This window comes from Croceimicrobium hydrocarbonivorans, from assembly GCF_014524565.1.
Lineage (GTDB): Bacteria > Bacteroidota > Bacteroidia > Flavobacteriales > Schleiferiaceae > Croceimicrobium > Croceimicrobium hydrocarbonivorans.
In genome coordinates this window covers 2,239,913-2,262,603 of the sequence record NZ_CP060139.1, presented here as the reverse complement: position 1 = coordinate 2,262,603, position 22,691 = coordinate 2,239,913, and the positions used below count along the sequence as shown (strand labels likewise).

Here is a 22,691-nt window from a genome sequence, read left to right as displayed (position 1 = left end):
AATTTAGCAAGCTTCATGAAAAAGATCGCTTTGGCCTTGGTTGGCCTTTCCATGCTTTGGGCCTGCAACAACAGCCCTGCTCAAGTTGAAAATTCCAGTGCCAGTACTTCCGAAAACTCTGAGAGTCTCAAGAAGGAAGTAATGGAACTTCACGATAAGGTAATGCCTCAAATGACCCCAATGAGTAAACTTCAAGGTCAATTGATGCAAGCTTCTGTGGGCCGTGCCGACAGTATTGATATTATGACCGCAGCCACCGAACTGAAATATGCCAAAGAAGCAATGATGGTTTGGATGCGCGAGTTCTCCAGCAATTTTGAAGAAAGCTGGAGCGAAGAAGAAAAAGTAGCCTTCTTCAAATCTGAAAAAATGAAAATGGAGCGTATCGACTCCAAAACTACTGATGCCTTAGCCGCAGGTAATGAATTATTGGCTAAGCTAGAAGCGCAGACTCCAGCTCAGGATTCTGCTTCTGCTGCCGAATAGCGGCGTGAATCGCATCCCAAAACTGTAAACGGGCGTCCAGAGCTTTCTGCGACGCCTGTTTTGCTTCTTCCCACTTCTGCTGGTCGTTACCACAAAGCTCCCGAATCATTTGTTCAGCCATAGGGCCATGTTCATCCGCATCCAGCTCAATATGGCGCTCCAAATAATACACAAAAGCACTGAGCTCTCCTTGGAAACGATCGTTAAGGTCGCGCACGATTTCCGTAAACAAATCCGGTATCAGGTCTTCCCGACCGAAAGTAAATGCCGCCGCAATAGCATGCAGTTTGCCTTCTTTGATGATCTCATAGCTCACCCGGACAAAATTTAAGCGACTGCTTTCAATCTCAGCTACATTGTACTTCATTAAGGACTTCAGGCTGTGCCCTTCCGAAGCCTTTTGCACCAGATGATTCACTGATCTTACATCCGCGCCAATCTGCTTCATGGCATCCAAGTACATCTCATAATGACTGGAAGGCTGACCATTTATATCCAGATCACTCTCCTCTCCCCATACAATTTCATTGATAAGGCGACGGGCTACTCGATTTTCGGTTGGCACCCAAACTTCATCTACGGAAGTGAGCTTGCGCTGAAGGGCCTTTAAAAGCAACATAAAATCCCACACGGCAAATACATGGTGTTCCATGAAAATCCGCATCGAGGGAAGATCATTTAAATCCTGATAAATGGGATGTTGCAATAATTTCTTTCGGGTATCACTAATGGCGGTTTTCACCGACAGGATATCAAAATCAGTCATGCTGAACTAAGCCTTTTTCTTGTAAACAGGAACCGTTGAACAAGCTTCACCAAAGAGGAGACTCTTTACCACGGGCTTTAAATGCAAAGTCATTTTTAGATAGGCCTGAGGTGGAATGCTAATATTACCGCATCCTTTTAAAATAACCCGCTTATCGCGATAGACCTCTGCATCAATTTGGCTCAAGGCCTCTTCCATCACCAAGGTTTCCAGAAGCTCTAAATCGCCGAAAACCACCTTTTGGGCAAAGCCCTCCAAAGCAGCCCCTAAAAGCATATAGGCCCACTGAGGAATGATGGCATCTTCTGAACAAAAGACAGCGACAAAAGCCCCTTGGTACTGCGACCAATCGTGTTCCTTAATGGAAGCTCGAAAATCCTTCTCACGTAACATTACCCCCTCATAAAGCCAAGGGGCAATATCCAATTCCATGCGCGGAGCCTGAGGATAGAAATCTTCCATACTTAGGTTAATCAATCCGCTTTCGGCAATTTTATTTCGAATCTCTTCCAATCTTCAGTACTATTTTGAAGCCTGTGCGTAATAGCGGTAACCTTCGCGATTAGGTTCTTGAGCCAAGGCTTGGAACACACTTCCATTGCGAGTCTGCACGGCTTCTTTTAATTCGCCTTTATGCAAGGCTTCATAAGTTTTAAAATCTATAGTTTGGCGTTGGGCCAAGCGACTAAATAAGGCACCCTTAGGTAAAGCTTCTTTCCATTGGGCCTCAAGGTTACCAAAGAAAACTTTGGACTTGGATCCACTGCCATAAGCCATGAATCCCATTTGTTTGCCAGCTAAATTTTCATTCGCTTCACGAGCGCTTTCCAAAATGGAAAGGAAGCTCATAAATAGGGAGGCCGTATACATATTACCAATCTGCGAAGAAGCTCTTTCGCCCGGGGCAATTTTAGTCGCTACAAATTGGCGATAAGCTTCTGATTTAGAAACTGCCTTCACAAAAGCGTGATCCCAATCAGGGCTTTCGCCTGAAGCTTGTCCCAGCTCAGCAACCAAAGATGCCAATTCGCTGGAAGGCAGTCGATCCAACCACATTTCAGTAAACATCCTACGCGCCTGAAAGGCATAAGGCAAATGGAAAACCGTATAATCCCAATCTTTTAAAATGGAAAGCTCTGGTCGTTGTTGTTCTAAATGCTTGAGGGCTTCTGAGGTGCGAGCTTTATAGCAATCATTCGAGTAGGGCCCGTCAAAAACCGGCTCCTCTTTAAAGAGCTCAATCTCCTTTTTATCGCTGCCCCAAAAAGCATCATCTGCACTGGCTAATAAAGCCGAAATATCTTCTTCCTTAATGGGGCTTCCCAATAATTGAGCAGCGGCTTGCAGTAAATCTGATTTAGCGAAAAGCCGACGAGGTTTAAAGAAATCGTATTCGCTTTTAGTAGCCACCCCAAATTCGGGCTCGAGGCTTAAAAGGCGCGGATTGGCGCTAATTAACATGGCCACGGCACCTGCTCCCTGGGTGTATTCACCAGTGGAGGCTAAATCATATTGAGCCTTATCGGCAGCAATAACAATGGCTTTGCTTTGAGGACGTAATCGAATATAGTCCGCTGAATTAAGCAAGGCATCCACCCCACCAATGCAGGCGAAGGTCATGTCAATTACATCACAATTCTGGAGACAACGCTCGCCGTATTCGCTTTGTAAGCGATCCTCAATAATACCGAGAATATAGGCTGCAGTAGGCTTCGCCGCATCCAAAGCTGATTCCGTACCCAAATAGATACGGTCAATTTCCTGAGGCTTGAGACCTTGTTCTTCGATCAAATTAATTGCGGCTTCTGCAGCCATGGTAGCTACATCTTCATCCGCATCACAAAGAGCCATTCCCTCGAGGCCCAATCCCTTGTTCAGTTTTGCGTACTCTATTCCCCGAGCTTCAGCTAAAGCTGATATGGGAAGCACCAATGAAGGCACATAATAGTGTATCGCATCAATCCCTGTTTTTGTCATTTTATAAAAATCCCAGTTCCAACATTGCTTCCTCACTCATCATCTCCTTACTCCAAGGAGGATCAAAAGTGATTTCTACCTCAACGTCTTTTACCTCGGCAATAGTGCCCACCTTCTGTTTTACTTCTTCGGGTAAGCTTTCGGCCACCGGGCAATTGGGTGAGGTTAAGGTCATAAGGATTTTCACATCTCCCTCCGAACTTACCTGAACATCGTAGATCAGACCCAGTTCATAAATGTCTACCGGAATTTCCGGATCAAAAATGGAGCGTAGTACATCTACTATATCGTCGCCCGTTTTTTGCATTTCCGCATCGTTCATCCTTCTCTTTTTTTGGTCCTATCTGGCTTGGAGGGCCAGGGCATAAAACTTCATTTGTTTTACCATACTGAGCAAGCCATTAGCCCGAGTTGGACTAAGATGCTCTTTCAATCCGATTTGATCCAAGAAGTACAAATCGGCACCTGAAATATCTTCGGCCGGCTGGCCATCAAACACACGCACCAATAAAGCTATTAAGCCTTTGGTGAGAATGGCATCTGAGTCGGCCGTAAAATTTACCTGGCTTTTATCGCCTTCGGCATGAAGCCAAACCTGACTCTGGCATCCTTTAATAATATTGTCCTCCACCTTATATTGTTCATCAACCAAGGGTAAAGATTTCCCTAAATCAATGAGGTATTCATAACGCTGCATCCAGTCGTCGAACATCTGGAACTCAGCGATAATATCTTCCTGTACTTCTTTAATACTTTGCATTAAAGGCTGTTTATTAAATGAGCGTGACTAATCGCTAAATCTTCTGTGGGGCGCCCCTTATAGGGAGCTGCCAATTTCATCCCTTCCAACTTATCAGGTTCACCTGGACGAACTTTCTTATCTAAAATTGGCAAATCCAAATCGGCGTACATCGCTTCGTAATCACTTAATCGCAAGCGGTTTTGAGGCTGCACGCTATTGTCGATAGTCTGCCAGGCCGATTCACTAAAACGGAGGAAATTGTAGATATTAATGCTGGAGTCGAGATGCGCGAAATGATCCGACATATCTATAAAATGACTCATCAGCCCCTGAGGCTTTAAAACCCTTTTAAACTCCATCAATATCTCCTTTAGGATTTGAGGGTAAATGTGCTCAAATACATTGTTGGAGTGAATGAGGTCAAAACTCGCATCAGCATCCGTCAAATGGCGGGCATCACCCACCCGGTAATCCAGATTAAAAGCCAAAAGCAAACTTTCGAAATCCAGTTTATCCGCTTCCAGAATCATTAATTGCTGCAGACGATCTTCACGCCAAAAGTCTTTAAACTGCTTGAGTTTGTCTTCCTTGAGCCAGGCTTGAAATTTCTGCACGGTAGCGACCAATGCTTCTTGATTCATTAAGCGACTCAGGTCGATGGTACTTACCGATTCGGCACCCGCCAAATAAAGACTGATGGGCACAACCGGATACCATCCCGTACCTAATTCCAAAGTGCGGATGCCTGCTAAAGAGTGATTCTTAGTGTAAAAGCGCAGATGGTCTTCTGCATGCATCAGCTTATCCGAAAAATAGGAATCACTTAAATGCACCCCTTTGGTGATGTATTTCTGAAACCAAAAATTAATGCGGTGGCTACCCGGTAAAAAGGAAATAAACTTCTGGATTAGCGCTTTAAGGACCCACTTTTTCATAGGCTAGGAAAGCATTGCTTGGGCTTTTTCGAGAGCATCAGCCAGGCGATCGATCTCGGCTTTAGTATTGTAAAAAGCAAAACTGGCGCGGATGGTTCCGGGAATGCCAAAATGCTGCATAATCGGTTGAGTACAGTGGTGGCCGGTACGAACGGCAACTCCCAATTTATCGAGGATCACCCCGGTATCGTACGGGTGAATTGATCCTAATAAAAAGGAGATAACAGATGTCTTTTCCTCTGCCTCCCCAAAAATGCGGAGATCAGGAAAGCGTTCCTTCAAGAGCTGAGTACCATATTGCAAAAGCTCTTGCTCATAGGCTCCAATGGCATCCAGGCCAATCTCATTCACATAGTCGATGGCGGTTCCCAATACGATTCCCCCTTCGATATGCGGAGTTCCCGCTTCGAATTTGTGAGGCAAACCGGCATAGGTGGTTTTCGCAAAAGTTACTTCGGCAATCATCTCGCCTCCCCCTTGATAGGGTGGCATTTCTTCCAAAATAGCTTCCTTGCCATAGAGCACACCAATTCCGGTAGGACCAAATAATTTATGGCCGCTGAAGCAATAGAAATCAACATCCAAACTTTGAACATCTACCTTCATATGCGGTACCGCCTGAGCGCCATCTACCAAAATCCAAGCACCCGCCTCATGAGCCAGGCGAGTCATTTCGGCAATGGGGTTGATAGTTCCCAAAGCATTGGAGATATGATTCACCGCCACCAATCGGGTGCGTTCATTCAAAAGTTGACGGTAGTCTTCCATCACAAGCTCTCCCTTTTCATTCATAGGGATCACCTTCAATTGGGCACCCGTGCGCTCACAAAGCATTTGCCAGGGAACGATATTACTATGATGCTCCAGATGGGAAACCAGAATTTCATCTCCAGCTTTAATTAAGCCTTGGGATAAGGAAGAAGCTACCAAATTGATGCTATCAGTAGTACCCTTGGTAAAGAGCACCTCATAGCTATGGGCAGCATTTAGGTGGGCACGTACTATTTCACGAGAGGCCTCGAAAGCATCGGTGGCCTTTTGACTTAAATGATGGACCCCGCGATGCACATTGCTATTGATGGTAGAGTAATACTGATCAATGGCTTCAATAACCTGACGAGGCTTTTGAGTGCTTGCCGCATTATCAAAATACACCAGAGGCCGGCCATTTACCTCCTGATCAAGAATCGGAAAGTCCGCCCTGATCTTTTCAATTGGAAAATGAGCCACTGGATTGCTGATCATATCGGGGTGCTTATAGTTCGAAATCGAGGTTTACGTTCAATTTCTTGGCAATCTGACGGTTTAACTTCTTCCGCAGTGCCGGGATTTTCACATTACGCAGACCATCATTCGCGAAGGCATAAAGCAATAGTGCTTTGGCCTCTTTTTCAGGAATTCCGCGTGAACGTAAATAGAACATAGCTTCTTCGTCTAACTGACCGATAGTACAGCCGTGTGAACATTGCACATCATCGGCAAAGATTTCCAGCTGAGGCTTGGTATCGATAGAAGCTTTATCGGTAAGCAGAATATTGTTATTCTGCTGAAATGCATTGGTTTTTTGGGCATGTGGATGCACCATCACCTTACCATTAAATACTCCATGGGCATTTTCATCATAAATACCTTTATACAATTCGTCAGAATAGCAATTGGGCACTTTATGATCGGCCAGGGTATGATGATCTACCGTTTGACCTTCATCAATTACGGTAATGCCATCCATATGGCTTTCGGTATGCTCTTCTTCGAGGAAGAAATTCAAATTGTTACGGATAAACTTATTCCCGAAAGAATAGGTACCCATGGTAACATTACTACCGCGGTATTGACGCACCGCAGTGCTATCGATCAGTGATGCAGTCTTCGCATCATTCTGAATCTTATAATAGTTGAGGCGAGAATCGCGCAAAGCGAAAATTTCGGTAGCCGTATTGGTTAAGACCGGCTGTTCGCTCAAGCTTTGATGACGCTCTAGAATGGTAATTTCAGCATTCTCTTCTACCACCACCAAATTGCGAGGTTGAGCCAAAGTGGCCACCCCATGATCGGTAGTAATGAAGATAATTTCAACCGGCTTATCTACCGTTACATTGCGCTTAATGCGGATGAAGGCACCTTCGCGAGCAAAGGCAGTATTTACCGAGGCCATCGCTTCATTCTCGGGTAAGGCCTTCCCAAAGTATTGCTCCGCCACATCTTTGTACTTCGTAAGCATATTGCTGAAGGTACAGATGTCGAAACCCTGATGGGTAGTTTCACTTAACCAGGAGCTGTAGTATCCATCAATGAAAACCAATTTATAGGTATCTACATCATTAAGGAAAAAGCGCTTGATGCTGCTGAAGTCAACCGTATTTTCATCGTTCACAAAAACGCGAAAATCAGGTTTCAATACTGGCTTCAGATTGGTGTATTTCCACTCCTCATCACGCTTGGTAGGAAAGCCGGATTTCACAAAGCGTTCGAAGGCTTCGCGCCGACGCGTATGAATGGGTCCTTCTCCCTCGCCGTTGAGTTCGTTCTCAAAGACCAGGAAGGAGGACTCGAGTTTGTCTTTTAATGCTTCCACGTCTTTTCCTTTTTAAGCTTCAACCGCTCCTTCTTTCAACCAATCGTAACCCTTGGCTTCCAATTCGAGGGCCAGGCTCTTATCGCCGCTTTTCACAATCTTACCCTTGTGCAATACATGAACATAATCGGGTACAATGTAATCGAGCAAGCGTTGGTAGTGGGTAATTACGATCACCGCATTATCCTTACTCTTCAGCTTGTTCACTCCATTGGCCACAATGCGCAGGGCATCAATATCCAAACCGGAGTCGGTCTCATCCAAGATCGCCAATTTGGGCTCCAACATGGCCATTTGGAAGATCTCATTACGTTTCTTTTCACCACCGGAGAAACCTTCGTTAAGGCTGCGACTTAAAAAGGCATTGTCGATTTCGAGCAAAGCCATTTTCTCGCGCATTTTCTTCAACATCACATTGGCGGGCATGGGCTCTTCACCTCGGGCCTTGCGACTTTCGTTGATGGCGGTTTTAATAAAGTTCGTTACGGTAACCCCAGGGATTTCTACCGGATACTGGAAAGAAAGGAAAATACCTTTGTGGGCTCTTTCATCGGCACCTAAATCGAGTAGGTCCTCGCCTTCGAAATCGATGCTTCCGCCGCTCACTTCATAGTCCTCACGTCCGGCGATTACCGAAGAGAGGGTACTTTTCCCTGAACCATTAGGTCCCATGATGGCGTGTACCTCTCCGGCTTTCACCCCAAGGTCGATGCCTTTTAATATTTCCTTGCCTTCAATTCCGGCCTGAAGGTTATTGATCTTTAACATGCTGATTTATTCAAAAATATTATCCTACCGATCCTTCTAAGCTAATGGCCAGCAACTTCTGTGCTTCCACCGCAAACTCCATCGGCAATTGATTTAAGACGTCTTTACAGTAGCCATTTACAATCAGGGCAATAGCTTCTTCCTCGCCTATACCACGTTGGTTACAATAAAAGATTTGATCTTCCCCAATCTTCGAAGTGGTGGCCTCGTGCTCTACTTTGGCCGACTTATTTTGGGTTTCGATATATGGGAAGGTGTGTGATCCGCAGCCATTACCCATTAGGAGGGAATCGCACTGCGAAAAGTTCCGGGCATTTTCGGCCCGCGAGCCGATACGCACCAATCCACGGTAGCTACCATTGGAATGTCCGGCGCAGATACCTTTGGAAATAATAGTACTCTTGGTATTCTTACCCAAGTGAATCATCTTAGTTCCGGTATCGGCCTGCTGGTAATTATTGGTAACGGCTACTGAATAGAATTCACCCACTGAATTTTCCCCTTTCAAAATGCAAGAAGGATATTTCCAGGTTACTGCAGATCCAGTTTCCACCTGAGTCCAGGAGATTTTGGCATTGCGCTCGCACATACCTCTTTTGGTCACGAAATTGTAAATCCCGCCTTTCCCTTCTTTATTTCCAGGGTACCAGTTTTGAACGGTAGAGTATTTAATCTCTGCATTGTCCAGTGCTACCAATTCTACCACTGCGGCATGCAATTGATTTTCATCACGCATGGGAGCGGTACAACCTTCGAGGTAACTCACATAACTGCTTTCATCGGCAATAACCAAGGTACGTTCAAACTGTCCGGTACCCGCTTCGTTAATACGGAAATAGGTACTCAACTCCATAGGGCAACGCACCCCTTTTGGAATGTAGCAGAAAGAACCATCGGTAAACACTGCCGAGTTTAAAGCGGCATAGTAGTTATCGGACTTAGGCACCACAGTACCCAAATATTTTTGCACCAATTCAGGGTGTTCCTGAATGGCATCCGACATGGAGCAAAAGATGATGCCCAATTCAGCTAATTTCTCTTTGAAGGTGGTTTTCACCGATACGGAATCTACTACCACATCCATGGCTACCCCACTCAAACGCTTTTGCTCCTCGAGGGAGATACCCAGCTTTTCGAAGGTTTTCAATAATTCGGGATCCACCTCATCGAGGCTCTCCAATTCCTTCCTTTTCTTGGGCGCTGAATAATAGGAAATGGCTTGCAGGTCGGGTTCCGGATAGGTAACATTGGGCCATTTGGGCTCGGTCATTTTTAAAAATTTCCGATAGGCATCCAAGCGCCATTCCGTCATCCATTCAGGCTCCTGCTTTTTAGCGGAAATAATACGAATCACTTCCTCGCTTAAACCCGGTGGCACCTTATCCGCTTCAATATTGGTATAAAAACCGTATTTGTATTCCGAGGCCGTAACCTCTTCCAAATAACTTTCTTCTGTCTTCATCTTCTGGTTTTCAGCCTGTTTTAAACCGCAAAACTTTCACCGCATCCACAGGTACGAGATGCATTGGGATTGTTAAACGAAAACCCTTTTCCATTAAGCCCCCCACTATACTCGAGGGTGGTTCCCACCAAGTAGAGAAAACTCTTTTTATCTACCAAAATCTTTACGCCTTGATCTTCGAAAAGTTTATCACTTTCCTTCATTTCTTGATCGAAATCCAGCTTATACGACAAGCCACTGCAACCTCCGCTGCTCACCCCTACTCGAACGTAGGTATCTTCCAGGCTCTTTCCGCTCTCCCCCATTAAGCCGCTTATACGCTGCTTTGCTGTATCTGACACTTTGATCATGAGCTATTTAGAATTAGTCAAAATTAATGCAAAGGTAAGGATTAGTCGCGGCTTGAGGAAAAGCCTAAGCAATGATTCATCGAAAATATCGAAGACATTTAGGGCCGAAAACAATTGTACTTTTGCCGCATGGAACAAGAAGAACAATTTTCAAGTCTCAGCAATTTGGGTGAATTCGGTTTAATTGAACGATTAACCCGTGATTTCCCGATCAAGCAAAGCTCCACTATCAAAGGGATTGGTGACGATGCTGCCATCCTCGAATTTTTAAGTGGGAGAACAGTTGTTTCTACCGATATGCTGGTTGAAGGTGTTCACTTCGACCTCAGCTATATTCCACCTCAGCATTTAGGCTATAAAGCAGTGGCAGTAAATCTTTCGGATATCTACGCCATGAACGCACGTCCTACTCAAATTACCGTGAACATTGCGGTAAGCAATCGCTTTGGCATTGAATATTTGGACAAAATATATGAGGGCATTCGCCATGCCTGCGAAATTTTTGAAGTGGATTTAATTGGTGGCGATACCACCTCTTCTTATTCCGGTTTAATTCTGAGCATTACCGCCATTGGTGAAGTAGATGAAAACAAGGTAATCGAACGCAGCGGTGCCAAAGAAAATGATCTACTGGTAGTAAGTGGTGATTTGGGTGGCGCTTATATGGGTCTTCAGGTTTTGGAAAGAGAGAAAACTGTGTTCAAATCCAATCCTGATGCGCAGCCCGATCTTAGCGAGTACAGTTACCCAATTGAAAGGCAATTAAAGCCTGAGGCACGCAAAGACATTCCTGAATTATTGGAGAAACTAGGAGTCCAGCCTACTTCTATGATCGACATCAGCGACGGCCTCAGTTCCGAAGCGCTGCACCTTTGCAAGGCATCGGATTTAGGGGTGCGTATTTACGAAGAGAAAATTCCGGTAGACCCGGTAATCTTGAAACTTTGTGAAGAGTTTAAAATCAGCTCTACTACCATTGCTCTTAATGGCGGTGAAGATTATGAATTGCTCTTCACCATTCCTTTGGAAGATCACGATAAAATTAAAGGCAATCCGCACCTTACGGTAATTGGCCACATGTGCGAAAAGGCCGCCGGCACTAGCTTGGTAGCCCGCGATGGCGCTGAAGTTCCCCTACAAGCACAGGGTTGGAACGCCCTGCAACAAGATCAGGATTAATCAGTCTCCCCTCCGTTCACGGAGATAGGCCAACATTCCATTAAAAATCCGCTCCCTTTCCAGCTCGTTACAGCAGGTTACGGAAGTGGCATAGGATTGATGCAGTTCAAATTCATCATTAAAGTGGGCGCATAAACCGGCATCCCGAAAGGTGACGAAATTGGCATTACTCAAGGCAGTCATCAAAAGCCGAAGGTTAGGCGATTCCAGCATTCCCCCATTATTCATGGTGAGGAAATCTGTAAAGAGTAAATCGATCTTACCTCCATTGGATTTTTGCCCTTTGATGCTCCAATCTTTATAGTCGAGGAGCTTAGCTTCCATAATTTCATAGATATCGCGCCGGTAATACTGATCGATACTATTGAGACTGCAATACCATTCAATCATTTGGAATTGATTTTCCAGCACATTGCGATTCCAAATCTCCACGCTGCTTAAATGCTGATACAAGCGAAAGACCTCCCAGCACAGGGTATAAGTCTCGATATTGAGCCTTTGTACCCCTCCACCTTTAAGTTGGTTGGTCCAAAGGGAGATCTTAAATTCCGCCAAACGCCGGTCGGCCAAAAAGAAAAATAAGGGCAGGTCCCTAGCCACATATTTCAAAACACTATTGTGTTTCAACGCAGCTTCAAATCGTTTGATAATCCCCTTCAAATAGGTTTCCAATTCTTGACGGCTGCGAAAACTACTATAGTGTGTAATAAAGGTATTGGGACGCAATATGCTCTTAAAAGCCAGTTCCAATATGTGGGGATAATTGTAAATGATCTGCCCAAATTGCTCCAAACTCAATTTGGTTTCGCCTATCATTTTTCGACGGGCCGTGCTGTAATCGACATCTAAAATGTCTTGGATCCATTTGATGACGGTATCATCCTGACCGATACCCTTGCGCAAGGCGTCCATTACCTCGCTTTGAAATTTCATACCCCCCATTTTACAGTTCCTGCTTTTTAATTTTCACTCCACAGGCAGAAGCTGCCAGAAAGCGATCCGATTATGGGGGTACCTTGAACAAATATAAAAGCTTAGACCAAAGAATCAAGGCCGAAAGCCCTTATTCCAAGCCTCTTAGAAATGATTCAAAAATTGAAAATTGAAAATTCAAGAGTCTTAGGAATTGAACTATAAGTACAATTTTGCTGAATCGGAGGGATATTTACCAATGAAAAAAGCAATCTGGTGATCGCTTCGCCAAAAACTAAAAAGCCCTTACTATCGCAGTAAGGGCTTTTTTACTGGTTCTTTAAAAAAGTGTTTAAAGGCGGAAATAAGCTTTTCCGGCTCTTCGAAATGCGACATATGACCTTCTTCCAAAATCAAGCCTTGTACCGCATGATGCTCCAATTGCTCTTCTAGCATTTCAAAATCCAATGCAGGATCCTTGCGAGAGGCCACAAATAAAATCGGATAGGGCGCAAAGGCCAGAATAGCTTCTCGGTCGTCGCGAATTTTCATTCCTTCCAAGGCCGCCACCACGCCTTGTGCCGAGGTACGCAAAGCATCCTTCTTCGCGGCATTTATCTCCTTGCGCAGACTTTTGCGATTGTCTTCACTAAAGAGCATGGGCACAGCGGTGCGGATATAAGCTTGTGGATCTTGCTTTACCAAGGCGATAGCCCGATCGCGATTCAGCTTTTTCTCCTCCGAATCTGCTCGACTATTGGAGTTCATCAGAACCATGCCTCGGATATTATCGGGATACCTATCGGCGAAAGCCAAGGCCACATAACCTCCCATAGAATGCCCCACCAGAAAAACCTTGCGCAGCGAAAGGCGATGCACAAGGGCCATCACCACTTCGGCCATCTCCTCCATGCTATGGATATAGCCCAGATTTTCAGAGTCGCCATGTCCGGGTAAGTCCAAGCTAATCTTGCGGATGGTTTTGGGGAGTTGCGGCCACAAAGTCTTCCACATATTGCGACTTTCGAGGAAGCCATGCAAGAATATCACTGCCGGCCCTCTACCCTCTTCTTCAGCTACAAAGCGAGCTCCTTTATAGTGGAACTCAAAGGTGTGCATTAGCTATTCATCATTTCTTCAATCTCCTCTACCTCCTTAGGAATACCGGCAGTAAGATTGATGTTTTCCTTTTCTCCGATCACAATATCATCTTCGATACGAATACCAATTCCTTCTTCAGGAATATAGATACCAGGCTCGCAGGTAAAGACATTGCCCGCCTCCATTTTCTCAGTCCAAAGACCCACATCATGCACGTCTAAACCGATATAATGTGAAGTGCCATGCATAAAGTACTTCTTATAAGCAGGCCAGTTTGGATCTTGATTTTTCACATCAATGGCGTCAATTAATTTAAGGTCTAAGAGTTCCTTAGTCATTAATTCGCCTACCTCCTTGTGGTATTCATGCAATTGATTTCCGGGACGCAGTAATTCCATGGAAGCCTTCATCACCCGTAAAACAGCATTATATACTTGCTTTTGGCGATCGCTAAAACGACCGTTTACCGGAAAACAACGGGTAACATCGCTAGCATAATTAGCATACCAGTTTCCGCAATCGAATAAAACAAGGTCGCCATCCTTACACTCCTTATCATTCTCGATATAATGCAAAACGCAAGCGCTAGCACCGGATGCAATAATGGGTGTATAACTAAAGTCGGGAGAACCATTGCGCTTGTACTCATGGATAAACTCTGCCTCCAATTCGTATTCCATCACCCCAGGCTTTAAGAACTTCAATACGCGATTAAAGGCCTTGGTATTAATGGCCGATGCTTTGCGCATAATCTCTACCTCAATAGGTGATTTAATGGCGCGCAGACGATGCATAATTGGAGCACTGCGATCGTAGTGATGCATAGGATACTGCTCCATAATCCATTTGCGGAAACGTTGGTCGCGGGTTTCTACCGGACTACTGGCGCGTAAATGCTCATTGCTATTTAGGAATACCGTTTTGGCTTGCGACATCAAGTCTTTAAAGATCTTTTCGAAATCGCTTAACCAGAATACCGTTTGAATACCGGTTTGCTCAGTGGCCTGATCCTGAGTAAGCTTGGCGCCTTCCCATCGGGCCAGATGTTCATTTGTTTCTACTACAAATAGAATTTCTCGATGAGCCGGATTATAGGCATCTGGAAATAATACCAAGATCGTTTCTTCTTGGTCTACCCCGCTGAGATAGAAGAGATCACGATTTTGAACTAAGGGTAAGGTGCCATCAGCATTGGTAGGCATAATATCGTTGGCATTAAAAACCGCGAGTGCCCCCGCCGGTAAATGCTCAATAAAGCGTTTTCGATTGCTGATAAACAGTTGCGGGTCAATGGGATCGTAACGCATGTATATTTTTTTGAGATTTCCGCAAAGTTAGAAATTAAGCAACGGCTTAAAGAGCCTCAAAAGAAGGCCTTTTGTTTAATCATTCTAAATAAAGACCCTTATTGGTGAATCGGCCTCGCTTCTTAAATTTGCCTAAACACAATCGGCTAATACTAACTATGGCAAAATCAGGGATTTTAGGTTCATCCATCGCAAAGAAATACTGGATGTCGCTCACCGGGCTGTTCTTAATAAGCTTCTTGATCGTCCACCTCCTGGGTAACCTGCAACTACTGGACCTCAGCGTTGAAGGTCAGGAAAAGTTCAACGCGTATGCAAAATTCATGACGACTTTCCCTTTGATTAAGATCGTGAGTTACTTGCTATACTTCAGCATTTTGTTTCACGCGGTAGATGGTATTTACCTGGCGATGCAAAATCGTAAAGCTCGCCCCGAGCGCTACCGCAGTTGGAAACCCAACCGCAATTCGATTTGGGCTTCTCGTAATATGGGTCTATTAGGCACCATTATTTTAGTATTCATCGTATTGCACATGAGCCAATTCTGGTACGTGATGCACTGGGGTGAAATTGGCACCGACTCTCAGGGCAACAAAAACCTGGCAGCAGTGGTAATTAAAACCTATCAGGATGGCAGCGCCGGAATGATTATGGTTCTTTTATATGTTCTCTCTATGGCGGCCATAGCCTTCCACCTATGGCACGGTTTCGCGAGCGCCTTCCAAACCTTTGGCCTCAACCACAAACGCTATACCCCAGCCATTAAAAAACTGGGCTACGCTTTCTCAGTGATCGTTCCACTATTGTACGCGATCATTCCGGTATTCATTTTAATGGCTAAAAACTAAACGCAATCTCCATGATCTTAGATTCGAAAATTCCAGAGGGGCCACTCGAAAAGAAGTGGCAAAACCACAAAGCCAATATTCGATTGGTAAACCCTGCCAACAAAAGGAATATCGATGTTATTGTTGTTGGAACGGGATTGGCTGGTAGCTCTGCCGCTGCTTCTTTAGCAGAGATGGGCTACAATGTAAAAGCATTTTGCTTCCAGGATTCTCCTCGTCGTGCCCACTCTATTGCTGCACAAGGGGGTATCAATGCTGCCAAAAACTACCAGAATGATGGTGACTCTGTTTACCGTCTTTTCTACGATACCATTAAAGGGGGCGACTACCGCTCTCGTGAGGCCAATGTTTACCGCTTAGCGGAAGTATCAGCAAATATCATTGACCAGGCCGTTGCTCAGGGTGTTCCTTTCGCCCGTGATTACGGTGGCAACCTCGATAACCGTTCTTTCGGTGGGGTGCAAGTAAGCCGTACCTTCTATGCGAAAGGTCAAACTGGTCAACAATTGCTTTTAGGAGCTTATTCGGCCCTGAGCCGCCAAATCTCCAAGGGTAAAGTAAAGATGTACAACCGCCACGAAATGTTGGAGATCGTAATGGTCGACGGCAAAGCACGCGGTATCATTGCCCGTAACCTGGTAACCGGCGAAATTCAACGTCATGGTGCCCACGCGGTAGTATTAGCCTCTGGAGGTTACGGAAACGTATTCTTCCTTTCTACCAATGCCATGGGATCTAATGGTTCTGCGGCCTGGAAGGCACACCGTAAAGGCGCACATTTCGCCAACCCATGCTTTACGCAAATTCACCCTACTTGTATTCCAGTTTCGGGCGAGCATCAGTCTAAGCTTACGCTGATGAGTGAGTCGCTTCGTAATGATGGTCGTATTTGGGTACCTAAAGATATCAAGGACGCCGAAGCAATTCGCGCGGGTAAATTGAAGCCTACCGACCTTCCTGAAGAAAAACGCGATTACTATTTAGAGCGTCGTTATCCATCCTTCGGTAACCTGGTACCTCGTGATGTGGCCTCTCGTGCAGCTAAAGAGCGTTGCGACGAAGGTTATGGTGTGAACGCTACCGGTGAAGCGGTATACCTCGATTTTGCTGCGGCGATTGAGCGTTACGGTAAAACCGAAGCCAATATTAAAGGCATCGAAAACCCTAGTTCGGAAGAAATTCGCAAAATGGGTAAAGAAGTAGTGGAAGCCAAATATGGTAACCTCTTCGCGATGTACGAAAAGATTGTAGACGACAATCCATACGAAACCCCAATGATGATTTACCCAGCAGTACACTATACTATGGGTGGTATTTGGGTAGATTATAACTTAATGACTTCCGTACCTGGTCTCTTTGCTCTGGGTGAAGCCAACTTCTCCGACCACGGTGCTAACCGCTTGGGAGCATCTGCTCTGATGCAAGGTTTGGCTGATGGTTATTTCGTGATTCCTTACACTATTGGTGATTACCTGGCCGACGAAATTCGTACCGGTGCTATTGACACCAATCACGAAGCCTTCGCTCAGGCGGAAGCAGAAGTAAAAGGAACCATCGATAAATTGATGAACACCGCTGGTGAGCATAGCGTAGACTATTACCACAAGAAATTGGGTCACATTATGTGGAACAAGTGTGGTATGGCTCGTAATGCGGAAGGTTTGAAAGAAGCGATCAGCGAAATTCAAGCTTTACGTGCTGAGTTCTGGCAAAAGGTTCGCGTTCCTGGTGGAGCGATGGAAATGAACCCAGAACTGGACAAAGCGATGCGGGTAGCCGACTTTATGGAATTAGGTGAACTGATGTGTATGGATGCCTTAACTCGTGAAGAATCTTGTGGCGGTCACTTCCGCGAAGAATTCCAAACCGAGGAAGGTGAGGCCTTACGTCGCGATGATGATTTCGCCTTCGTATCCGCCTGGAAATACAATGGCGAACCTAAGGACGCCGAATTGGTTAAAGAAGATCTGATCTTCGATAATGTGGAATTGAAAACCCGTAGTTACAAGTAATCATTAAAACATTGCTCATGGATCTGAAATTAAAAATCTGGCGTCAAGCCAACCAAAATAGCAAAGGAGAACTTAAGGACTACGCGATTAAAAACGTGAGTGCCGACAGCTCCTTCCTGGAAATGATGGATCAACTGAATGAAGAGTTGATCGATAAGGGTGATGATCCCGTAGTATTCGACCACGACTGTCGTGAGGGAATCTGCGGAATGTGTTCCCTTCATATTAATGGTGAGCCTCATGGCCCCGAAAATGCCACTACTACTTGCCAATTACACATGCGTAAGTTTAAAGATGGTGACACCATTTTCATTGAGCCTTGGAGAGCCCGTGCTTTCCCGGTAATCAAAGACCTTTCGGTTGATCGTGGTGCTTTTGACCGCATCATCGAAGCTGGTGGTTATGTAAATGTGAATACCTCTGGAAATACTTTGGATGCCAACGCTATTCCAGTACCTAAGGCGGATGCCGATGAAGCCTTCAATGCAGCTACCTGTATTGGATGTGGTGCTTGTGTGGCCGCTTGTCCAAATGCCTCGGCCATGCTTTTCGTATCGGCTAAGGTTTCGCAATTAGCCCTTTTACCACAAGGTAAGGTGGAAGCGAAGGATCGCGTATTACACATGGTAAACCAAATGGATTTGGAAGGCTTTGGTAACTGCTCCAATGTTGGGGCTTGCGCCGAAGAATGTCCAAAAGAAATCTCCCTGGAAAACATTGCCCGCATGAACCGCGAGTATCTGGGAGCAAGCTTAACCAGCTCGAAGTAGGAATTAGATTCTAGACGATAGAATTTAGACTATAGATTTGAGAAGCCCGGCCTTTTGGTCGGGTTTTCTTTTTGGCATCCATTAAATTAGGACCTTAAAAAAAGCCTTGAAAATAATTTTCTGCAATAGCTTTTTAGACCCCAAGCAGGTCGACCCTGATTTTGAAGCCGAGTGGTCTGCCGCTCAAGAAGCCGGCTTTGAATGCTTGCTTATCAGCTTTGAGGATCTACAAGAGGGCAATCTTCTTAAAGCCCTAAAAAGGATCATGCCTGCTTCAAATGAAGCTATTGCACTTTATCGTGGTTGGATGCTTAAGCCTTTCGAATACCAAGACTTATATGAAGGCTTATTGGATAAAAACATTCGCTTATTAAATAGCCCCCAACAGTACAAGCATTGCCATTATTTACCTGAATCCTATAAACATATCCAAGACCATAGCCCGGAAAGCTATTGGACCAGCGATCTTGATATGGAAAGCATCCGGGAAACGGTAAAGCCCTTTGGCTCGAAATCCATTATTCTCAAAGACTTTGTAAAATCAGAAAAGCACCATTGGCTGGAAGCCTGCTTTATCCCAGATGCCAGCGATTTTGAAAAACTCCAAGAAGTAGTTTCAAATTTTCTTGAATTAAGAGGCCACAGTTTGAATGAGGGCTTAGTTTTTCGGGAGTTTATTGACTTGGAAGCTCTGGCTAAACACTCTAAAAGCGGAATGCCCCTTAGCCGTGAATATCGAATCTTCTTTTTGAAAAACGAAGCCATTCAAAGCTATAATTATTGGGAGGAAGGGGATTATGAAGACAGGCTAGTCAATTTAGATTTTGCACAGGAATTGGCCCAATCTATTGAGAGCAATTTCTTTAGTATGGATATCGCTAAAAGTCAGGCCGGCCAGTGGATTATCATGGAATTAGGTGATGGTCAGGTATCCGGACTTCCGGATGACGCCGATCCTGCTGCCTTCTATAAGACACTTATTAAAAAACTAGATAATTAAATCTACCGTATGAAATTTAAACTCTTAACCGCCCTAGTTCCGATTTGGCTTTTATTCTCCTGTGATTGTGTTTATCAATCCGAAGGAATCTTAGTTGATAAGGAAAGTGGCGTTTCGCTATCAGGAATTCAAATCACGGTGGGGGAAGGTGAAATGCAGGACAGGCTAAGTTCAGATTCTGAAGGGCATTTCAAATATGAAGCTATCTCCGGTTTTTGCGAATTCAAAGAATTTGCCTTTTCTGGAGATCGCATTAAGGATGAAAAACTGCGGATCTATAATGGGCATTCAGACACCCTATATTTAGAGCTTTTACCTGAGCCCATATTACAAGAAATCAAGATAGATCGTTTCTTTTCCAGTCAGAGAACCAAAGATCATTTTCAATTAATCTTAAAAGGTGAAAACCTTCGTGAGGCCCAAGTGGAGTTTAGTATTCATAATGCTCAAAATGAACTGCTTTGGCAAGAGGAATTCAGAGGCTGGGATTTTATAGGCTATGCCCTCCTCGATGCTAGCAAAGCCGAAGAAGAGGCTTACATCCAAAAAAGAATTACGGAATTCTTCAGCGATAAGAACTTTGAATTTCCGGCCATCGCCCAAAATGATTCCAGTTCCTTTATTGAAGACTTTGCGGTGCAAGATGAATGGGAGTCAATCGCAAGGGACAGCACTGCCACTGGCTTTAAATACTTAATTGGCGAAGAAAGAATTATGGCAATTGCCTACTCCAAAGATTTGAAAAAGGTAGTTGTCTATTTTAGTTGTTGCTAGCTATATATCAGTTATCTAGGCTTCAAATTAATATGTAATTAGATCTAATTTCGACTAATATTAGGGGCTATAATCGTCAATAAAAGAATGTCTAATGCTTGTCATGAATAACCCGGTCTACTTTTAATTAGGCGACCGCTAATTCCTGATACTTCGATCCGTTTGCATTTTGTATCTTGATGGAAGCCTATCAATGGTTCTTTGCCCCCTTAATTAGATCATAATAATGGAGGAACAATTTACCAAGGAGGCTTTAGCTAGAATAAAAGCCTGGCGACTTATCAGAGGCCTAAGTCTTTCGGATGTCGCTTTTCACCTCAATATTTCCCCTAGCGCCTATCGCAAAATAGAAATAGGAAAATGTCCCTTAAGCTTAGACCGACTTATTCGAATATCTCTATTCCTCGAATTTGACATTTCTTCACTTTTAAAGAACCTGGATACTCCTTATGAATTCATTCAGGGAACTCATCCGAAGCCCTCAAACTTCTAAGAAAAAGAAACCTTGGTTGTAAACTGACTTCGTAAAGAAAGGCTTGTTTCATTTTACCAACTAGTACTTCTTTCTTTTAAATGGTATTAAGCCTTTACTCCGAGAGTTTGGCCAAAGCGAATCTACCTTTGCTTGCCAAAATAAATGGAACGTAAGGCACTATCCTATTTTGAAAACACATAGTACGAACCCGGTCCTCTTGACTTATGTCTTATCCTTGAACCAACAATTAAGCTATTACCTTTAAAATACACTCTATAACGAAAAATGACCTTCCCGTCAATATCCCTTAATGTTAAGACATCTTTCTCCGAGGTCCAATTACCACGATACTCTTCCCCTGCATGGAAATAGGAGAATGAAAAATCTTGATTTAAAATAAGCCAGTCTTTATCCGATGCTACTTTGGGTATTGAAGGCTCCCTTTCCCCTCCTTCAAATACTGAATCTAAATACCATTTACCAGTTAAGCTATCAATTAATGGCTCGGATTGATTAACGATCACATCCTCATTTGGGGAATTCTGTTTTTTAAGCAAGTGCTCTTGGGCATTTGAGAATAAACAAGCAAATAGGTTGAAGCCAATAAACAAGAAAAACTTTCTCATAATAATTATAGCTAAGGTTTAAAAAGATTTGATCGAGCACCAATAAGAACTTTAGTAGTTAGAAGTCTGCTATACTCAATCCTCTAAGGTAAAGCAAAACTGAACAAAACTAAATTCCAGCGCATGAACCCTACACAACAATAAAGTACTGCATTCCAGACATTTCACCTTAATATTTAGCCACACAATTATCGCAAAATAGAAATAGGAAAATGTCCCTTAAGTCTGGACCGACTTATCCAAATATCTCTCTCCTTCGAATTTGACATTGCTGCTCTTTAATAGAATCTGGATACTCCTTATGAATTCATTCAGGGAATTCATCCGAAGCCCTCAAACTTCTAAGAAAATGAGTGCTTGTTACCAATTGATATACCCCCATAGAATCCCTAAAATAAATAGCGGGTGACCTTGTGACCACCGAATCAATTAGACCTAGGGAGATGTTTTTCATCCGGTCCGTTTCTTGGTTCCCCAAGCTTCGACCATCAGCAATCCATTTACTGAAAGGCTTCACATTGGCCTGATTTCTTGTCACCCTTTGAATTGCTTCCAAATCATAACTGGTTGAAAGCAAGATAAAATCATCCTTTTCATTCGCCCTTAACAACTGGTTCATTTGTCTAATAAGGCTAATGCTGTGCGGACACCATGGTGCCCAGGTAACTACATAGGATTGTCTAGGAAGAAAGTTTTCCATTTCAGCAAGGTTAATTTCCTGGTAAAAGGTCTCCTCACCACTTTGAATTCTATGATGATTTTCAAAATACTTCTCTTTGCGAGCAGGAGCAATTATTATTAAGCCACAGGCCGCTACCGTTAGCATTAAAAAAACAAGCTTTACCACTAATCGCATTTCAAAAGTTGAAAGCCCTAAAAACATTAATTAGCTCCTAGGCTTTCATTTAAATTCACTTTGACTTCAGGACCACTTCACCCAAAGGATTCCTGGAATAATCTATCGGATAAACCCCTTGCTTAATAGTGTAACCTCCAGCAATAATGGCTTCTGGAATGGGCATGTCAGACTGAACTGTAAACAATGTATCTAGCAATGGATTTATAACACTCTGATCCTCCAAAATAGAAAGTCGTATATCCTTTCCCGGATCCGTAAAGGTGAATGAGCCTAATCCAATATTCTCACCAAGAGGACGATTACCTCCATCAATTCCAAAGTGGATTATTATACAAATACCTCTAGTACCGTCACAACCATCATTACCATCATTATTACCGTCGCAATCGCATGGCTTTGATCTTGTCCCGAAAATAAAAGTTCTTTCACGGGGACTCGGCACTTCTCCCGGAGCCTTAGAAAGTGATTCATCGATTGAGGCCTCTTGATTCATTGAGATTGCAGACTTCTCACAAGCAACAATTACAATGGCACCAAGGCCTGCAATTGCTAGGAACAGCTTAAAGGTAGTTTTCATTGAAGTAACATTATTGATTTAATCTAATGTCACCGTTTCAAGCTCTAAGTAAAAAGCCCGTGAAGACAATAAGAAGAATAATAGTCGTCCTCAAAAAATCAGAAACTTTGAAAATTAACAAAATAGAAAAGCTACTAAAAACCTCATCTTCAAACAACTCCTCTCAAACAGTTACTAAATCCTTATTTAA

General features: G+C 43.9%; 25 protein-coding genes. 8 read left to right on the top strand and 17 right to left on the bottom strand.

Annotated features, from left to right (window positions below; translation table 11 throughout):
- Positions 1-15 precede the first annotated feature (15 nt).
- Positions 16-486, top strand: coding sequence for a hypothetical protein (locus tag H4K34_RS10125; protein WP_210757305.1), 471 nt, complete (start codon positions 16-18; stop codon positions 484-486).
- On the opposite strand, the gene H4K34_RS10120 is transcribed toward H4K34_RS10125, so the two are convergent.
- Genes H4K34_RS10120 through H4K34_RS10070 form a run of 11 tightly spaced genes read right to left on the bottom strand, consistent with a single transcriptional unit; the run spans position 434 to position 10,061 of the window.
- Positions 434-1,252 carry a DUF3050 domain-containing protein gene (locus H4K34_RS10120; protein WP_210757304.1) on the bottom strand — a complete coding sequence of 273 codons (819 nt, stop codon included), beginning with the start codon at positions 1,250-1,252 and terminating at the stop codon, positions 434-436. The two genes, H4K34_RS10125 and H4K34_RS10120, sit on opposite strands and share 53 nt — an antisense overlap.
- A 6-nt stretch (positions 1,253-1,258) precedes the next feature.
- Positions 1,259-1,765, bottom strand: a complete 507-nt coding sequence (locus H4K34_RS10115; protein ID WP_210757303.1) for a DUF2480 family protein — start codon at positions 1,763-1,765, stop codon at positions 1,259-1,261.
- Between the two features lie 9 nt (positions 1,766-1,774).
- On the bottom strand, positions 1,775-3,229 hold the full coding sequence (locus H4K34_RS10110) for a hydroxymethylglutaryl-CoA synthase family protein (RefSeq protein WP_210757302.1): 1,455 nt from the start codon (positions 3,227-3,229) through the stop codon (positions 1,775-1,777).
- Position 3,230: 1 nt separating this feature from the next.
- On the bottom strand, positions 3,231-3,551 hold the full coding sequence (locus H4K34_RS10105) for a DUF59 domain-containing protein (RefSeq protein ID WP_210757301.1): 321 nt from the start codon (positions 3,549-3,551) through the stop codon (positions 3,231-3,233).
- 18 nt (positions 3,552-3,569) lie between these two features.
- Positions 3,570-3,989 (bottom strand): SufE family protein, encoded by a 420-nt coding sequence (locus tag H4K34_RS10100; protein ID WP_210757300.1) that lies wholly within the window; start codon positions 3,987-3,989, stop codon positions 3,570-3,572.
- Positions 3,989-4,906 (bottom strand): class I SAM-dependent methyltransferase, encoded by a 918-nt coding sequence (locus H4K34_RS10095; RefSeq protein ID WP_210757299.1) that lies wholly within the window; start codon positions 4,904-4,906, stop codon positions 3,989-3,991. The genes H4K34_RS10100 and H4K34_RS10095 overlap by 1 nt, the downstream gene beginning before the upstream one ends.
- Positions 4,907-4,909: 3 nt before the next feature.
- Complete coding sequence (locus tag H4K34_RS10090) at positions 4,910-6,151, bottom strand: aminotransferase class V-fold PLP-dependent enzyme (RefSeq protein WP_210757298.1); 1,242 nt, start codon at positions 6,149-6,151, stop codon at positions 4,910-4,912.
- Positions 6,152-6,161: 10 nt separating this feature from the next.
- A complete protein-coding gene (gene sufD / locus H4K34_RS10085) occupies positions 6,162-7,481 on the bottom strand; it encodes a Fe-S cluster assembly protein SufD (RefSeq protein ID WP_210757297.1) in 1,320 nt (439 codons plus the stop codon).
- Between the two features lie 12 nt (positions 7,482-7,493).
- Positions 7,494-8,249, bottom strand: coding sequence for a Fe-S cluster assembly ATPase SufC (sufC, locus tag H4K34_RS10080; protein WP_210757296.1), 756 nt, complete (start codon positions 8,247-8,249; stop codon positions 7,494-7,496).
- Positions 8,250-8,268: 19 nt separating this feature from the next.
- Positions 8,269-9,711: a Fe-S cluster assembly protein SufB gene (gene sufB / locus H4K34_RS10075; protein ID WP_210757295.1), complete on the bottom strand. Its 1,443-nt coding sequence runs from the start codon at positions 9,709-9,711 to the stop codon at positions 8,269-8,271.
- A 20-nt stretch (positions 9,712-9,731) separates the two neighbouring features.
- A complete protein-coding gene (locus tag H4K34_RS10070; protein ID WP_210757294.1) occupies positions 9,732-10,061 on the bottom strand; it encodes a HesB/IscA family protein in 330 nt (109 codons plus the stop codon).
- Between the two features lie 129 nt (positions 10,062-10,190).
- On the opposite strand from H4K34_RS10070, the gene thiL reads away from it, so the two are divergent.
- Positions 10,191-11,240, top strand: a complete 1,050-nt coding sequence (gene thiL / locus H4K34_RS10065) for a thiamine-phosphate kinase (RefSeq protein WP_210757293.1) — start codon at positions 10,191-10,193, stop codon at positions 11,238-11,240.
- Here thiL and H4K34_RS10060 read toward each other — a convergent pair whose 3' ends face one another.
- From H4K34_RS10060 to H4K34_RS10050, 3 genes are all read right to left on the bottom strand, one after another.
- The gene (locus H4K34_RS10060; RefSeq protein WP_210757292.1) at positions 11,241-12,173 is read right to left on the bottom strand and encodes a hypothetical protein; all 933 of its coding nucleotides are present in this window, start codon (positions 12,171-12,173) and stop codon (positions 11,241-11,243) included.
- A gap of 288 nt (positions 12,174-12,461) precedes the next feature.
- Positions 12,462-13,271: an alpha/beta fold hydrolase gene (locus H4K34_RS10055; RefSeq protein ID WP_210757291.1), complete on the bottom strand. Its 810-nt coding sequence runs from the start codon at positions 13,269-13,271 to the stop codon at positions 12,462-12,464.
- A complete protein-coding gene (locus H4K34_RS10050; RefSeq protein ID WP_210757290.1) occupies positions 13,271-14,560 on the bottom strand; it encodes an aminopeptidase P N-terminal domain-containing protein in 1,290 nt (429 codons plus the stop codon). Before H4K34_RS10050 ends, H4K34_RS10055 begins: the two co-directional genes overlap by 1 nt.
- 158 nt (positions 14,561-14,718) lie before the next feature.
- On the opposite strand from H4K34_RS10050, the gene H4K34_RS10045 reads away from it, so the two are divergent.
- From H4K34_RS10045 to H4K34_RS10020, 6 genes are all read left to right on the top strand, one after another.
- On the top strand, positions 14,719-15,408 hold the full coding sequence (locus H4K34_RS10045) for a succinate dehydrogenase cytochrome b subunit (RefSeq protein WP_210757289.1): 690 nt from the start codon (positions 14,719-14,721) through the stop codon (positions 15,406-15,408).
- A gap of 11 nt (positions 15,409-15,419) precedes the next feature.
- Complete coding sequence (locus H4K34_RS10040; protein ID WP_210757288.1) at positions 15,420-17,420, top strand: fumarate reductase/succinate dehydrogenase flavoprotein subunit; 2,001 nt, start codon at positions 15,420-15,422, stop codon at positions 17,418-17,420.
- A gap of 17 nt (positions 17,421-17,437) precedes the next feature.
- Positions 17,438-18,190: a succinate dehydrogenase/fumarate reductase iron-sulfur subunit gene (locus tag H4K34_RS10035; RefSeq protein ID WP_210757287.1), complete on the top strand. Its 753-nt coding sequence runs from the start codon at positions 17,438-17,440 to the stop codon at positions 18,188-18,190.
- Between the two features lie 106 nt (positions 18,191-18,296).
- Complete coding sequence (locus H4K34_RS10030; protein ID WP_210757286.1) at positions 18,297-19,190, top strand: ATP-grasp domain-containing protein; 894 nt, start codon at positions 18,297-18,299, stop codon at positions 19,188-19,190.
- A 9-nt stretch (positions 19,191-19,199) separates the two neighbouring features.
- Positions 19,200-19,964 (top strand): hypothetical protein, encoded by a 765-nt coding sequence (locus tag H4K34_RS10025; protein ID WP_210757285.1) that lies wholly within the window; start codon positions 19,200-19,202, stop codon positions 19,962-19,964.
- A gap of 226 nt (positions 19,965-20,190) precedes the next feature.
- The gene (locus tag H4K34_RS10020; RefSeq protein ID WP_210757284.1) at positions 20,191-20,457 is read left to right on the top strand and encodes a helix-turn-helix domain-containing protein; all 267 of its coding nucleotides are present in this window, start codon (positions 20,191-20,193) and stop codon (positions 20,455-20,457) included.
- A gap of 164 nt (positions 20,458-20,621) precedes the next feature.
- Here H4K34_RS10020 and H4K34_RS10015 read toward each other — a convergent pair whose 3' ends face one another.
- The 3 genes from H4K34_RS10015 to H4K34_RS10005 all read right to left on the bottom strand — a co-directional run bounded on the left by H4K34_RS10015 (position 20,622) and on the right by H4K34_RS10005 (position 22,501).
- Complete coding sequence (locus tag H4K34_RS10015; RefSeq protein ID WP_210757283.1) at positions 20,622-21,065, bottom strand: hypothetical protein; 444 nt, start codon at positions 21,063-21,065, stop codon at positions 20,622-20,624.
- Between the two features lie 307 nt (positions 21,066-21,372).
- On the bottom strand, positions 21,373-21,921 hold the full coding sequence (locus tag H4K34_RS10010; protein WP_210757282.1) for a hypothetical protein: 549 nt from the start codon (positions 21,919-21,921) through the stop codon (positions 21,373-21,375).
- Between the two features lie 55 nt (positions 21,922-21,976).
- Positions 21,977-22,501, bottom strand: a complete 525-nt coding sequence (locus tag H4K34_RS10005) for a hypothetical protein (RefSeq protein ID WP_210757281.1) — start codon at positions 22,499-22,501, stop codon at positions 21,977-21,979.
- Positions 22,502-22,691 lie beyond the last annotated feature (190 nt).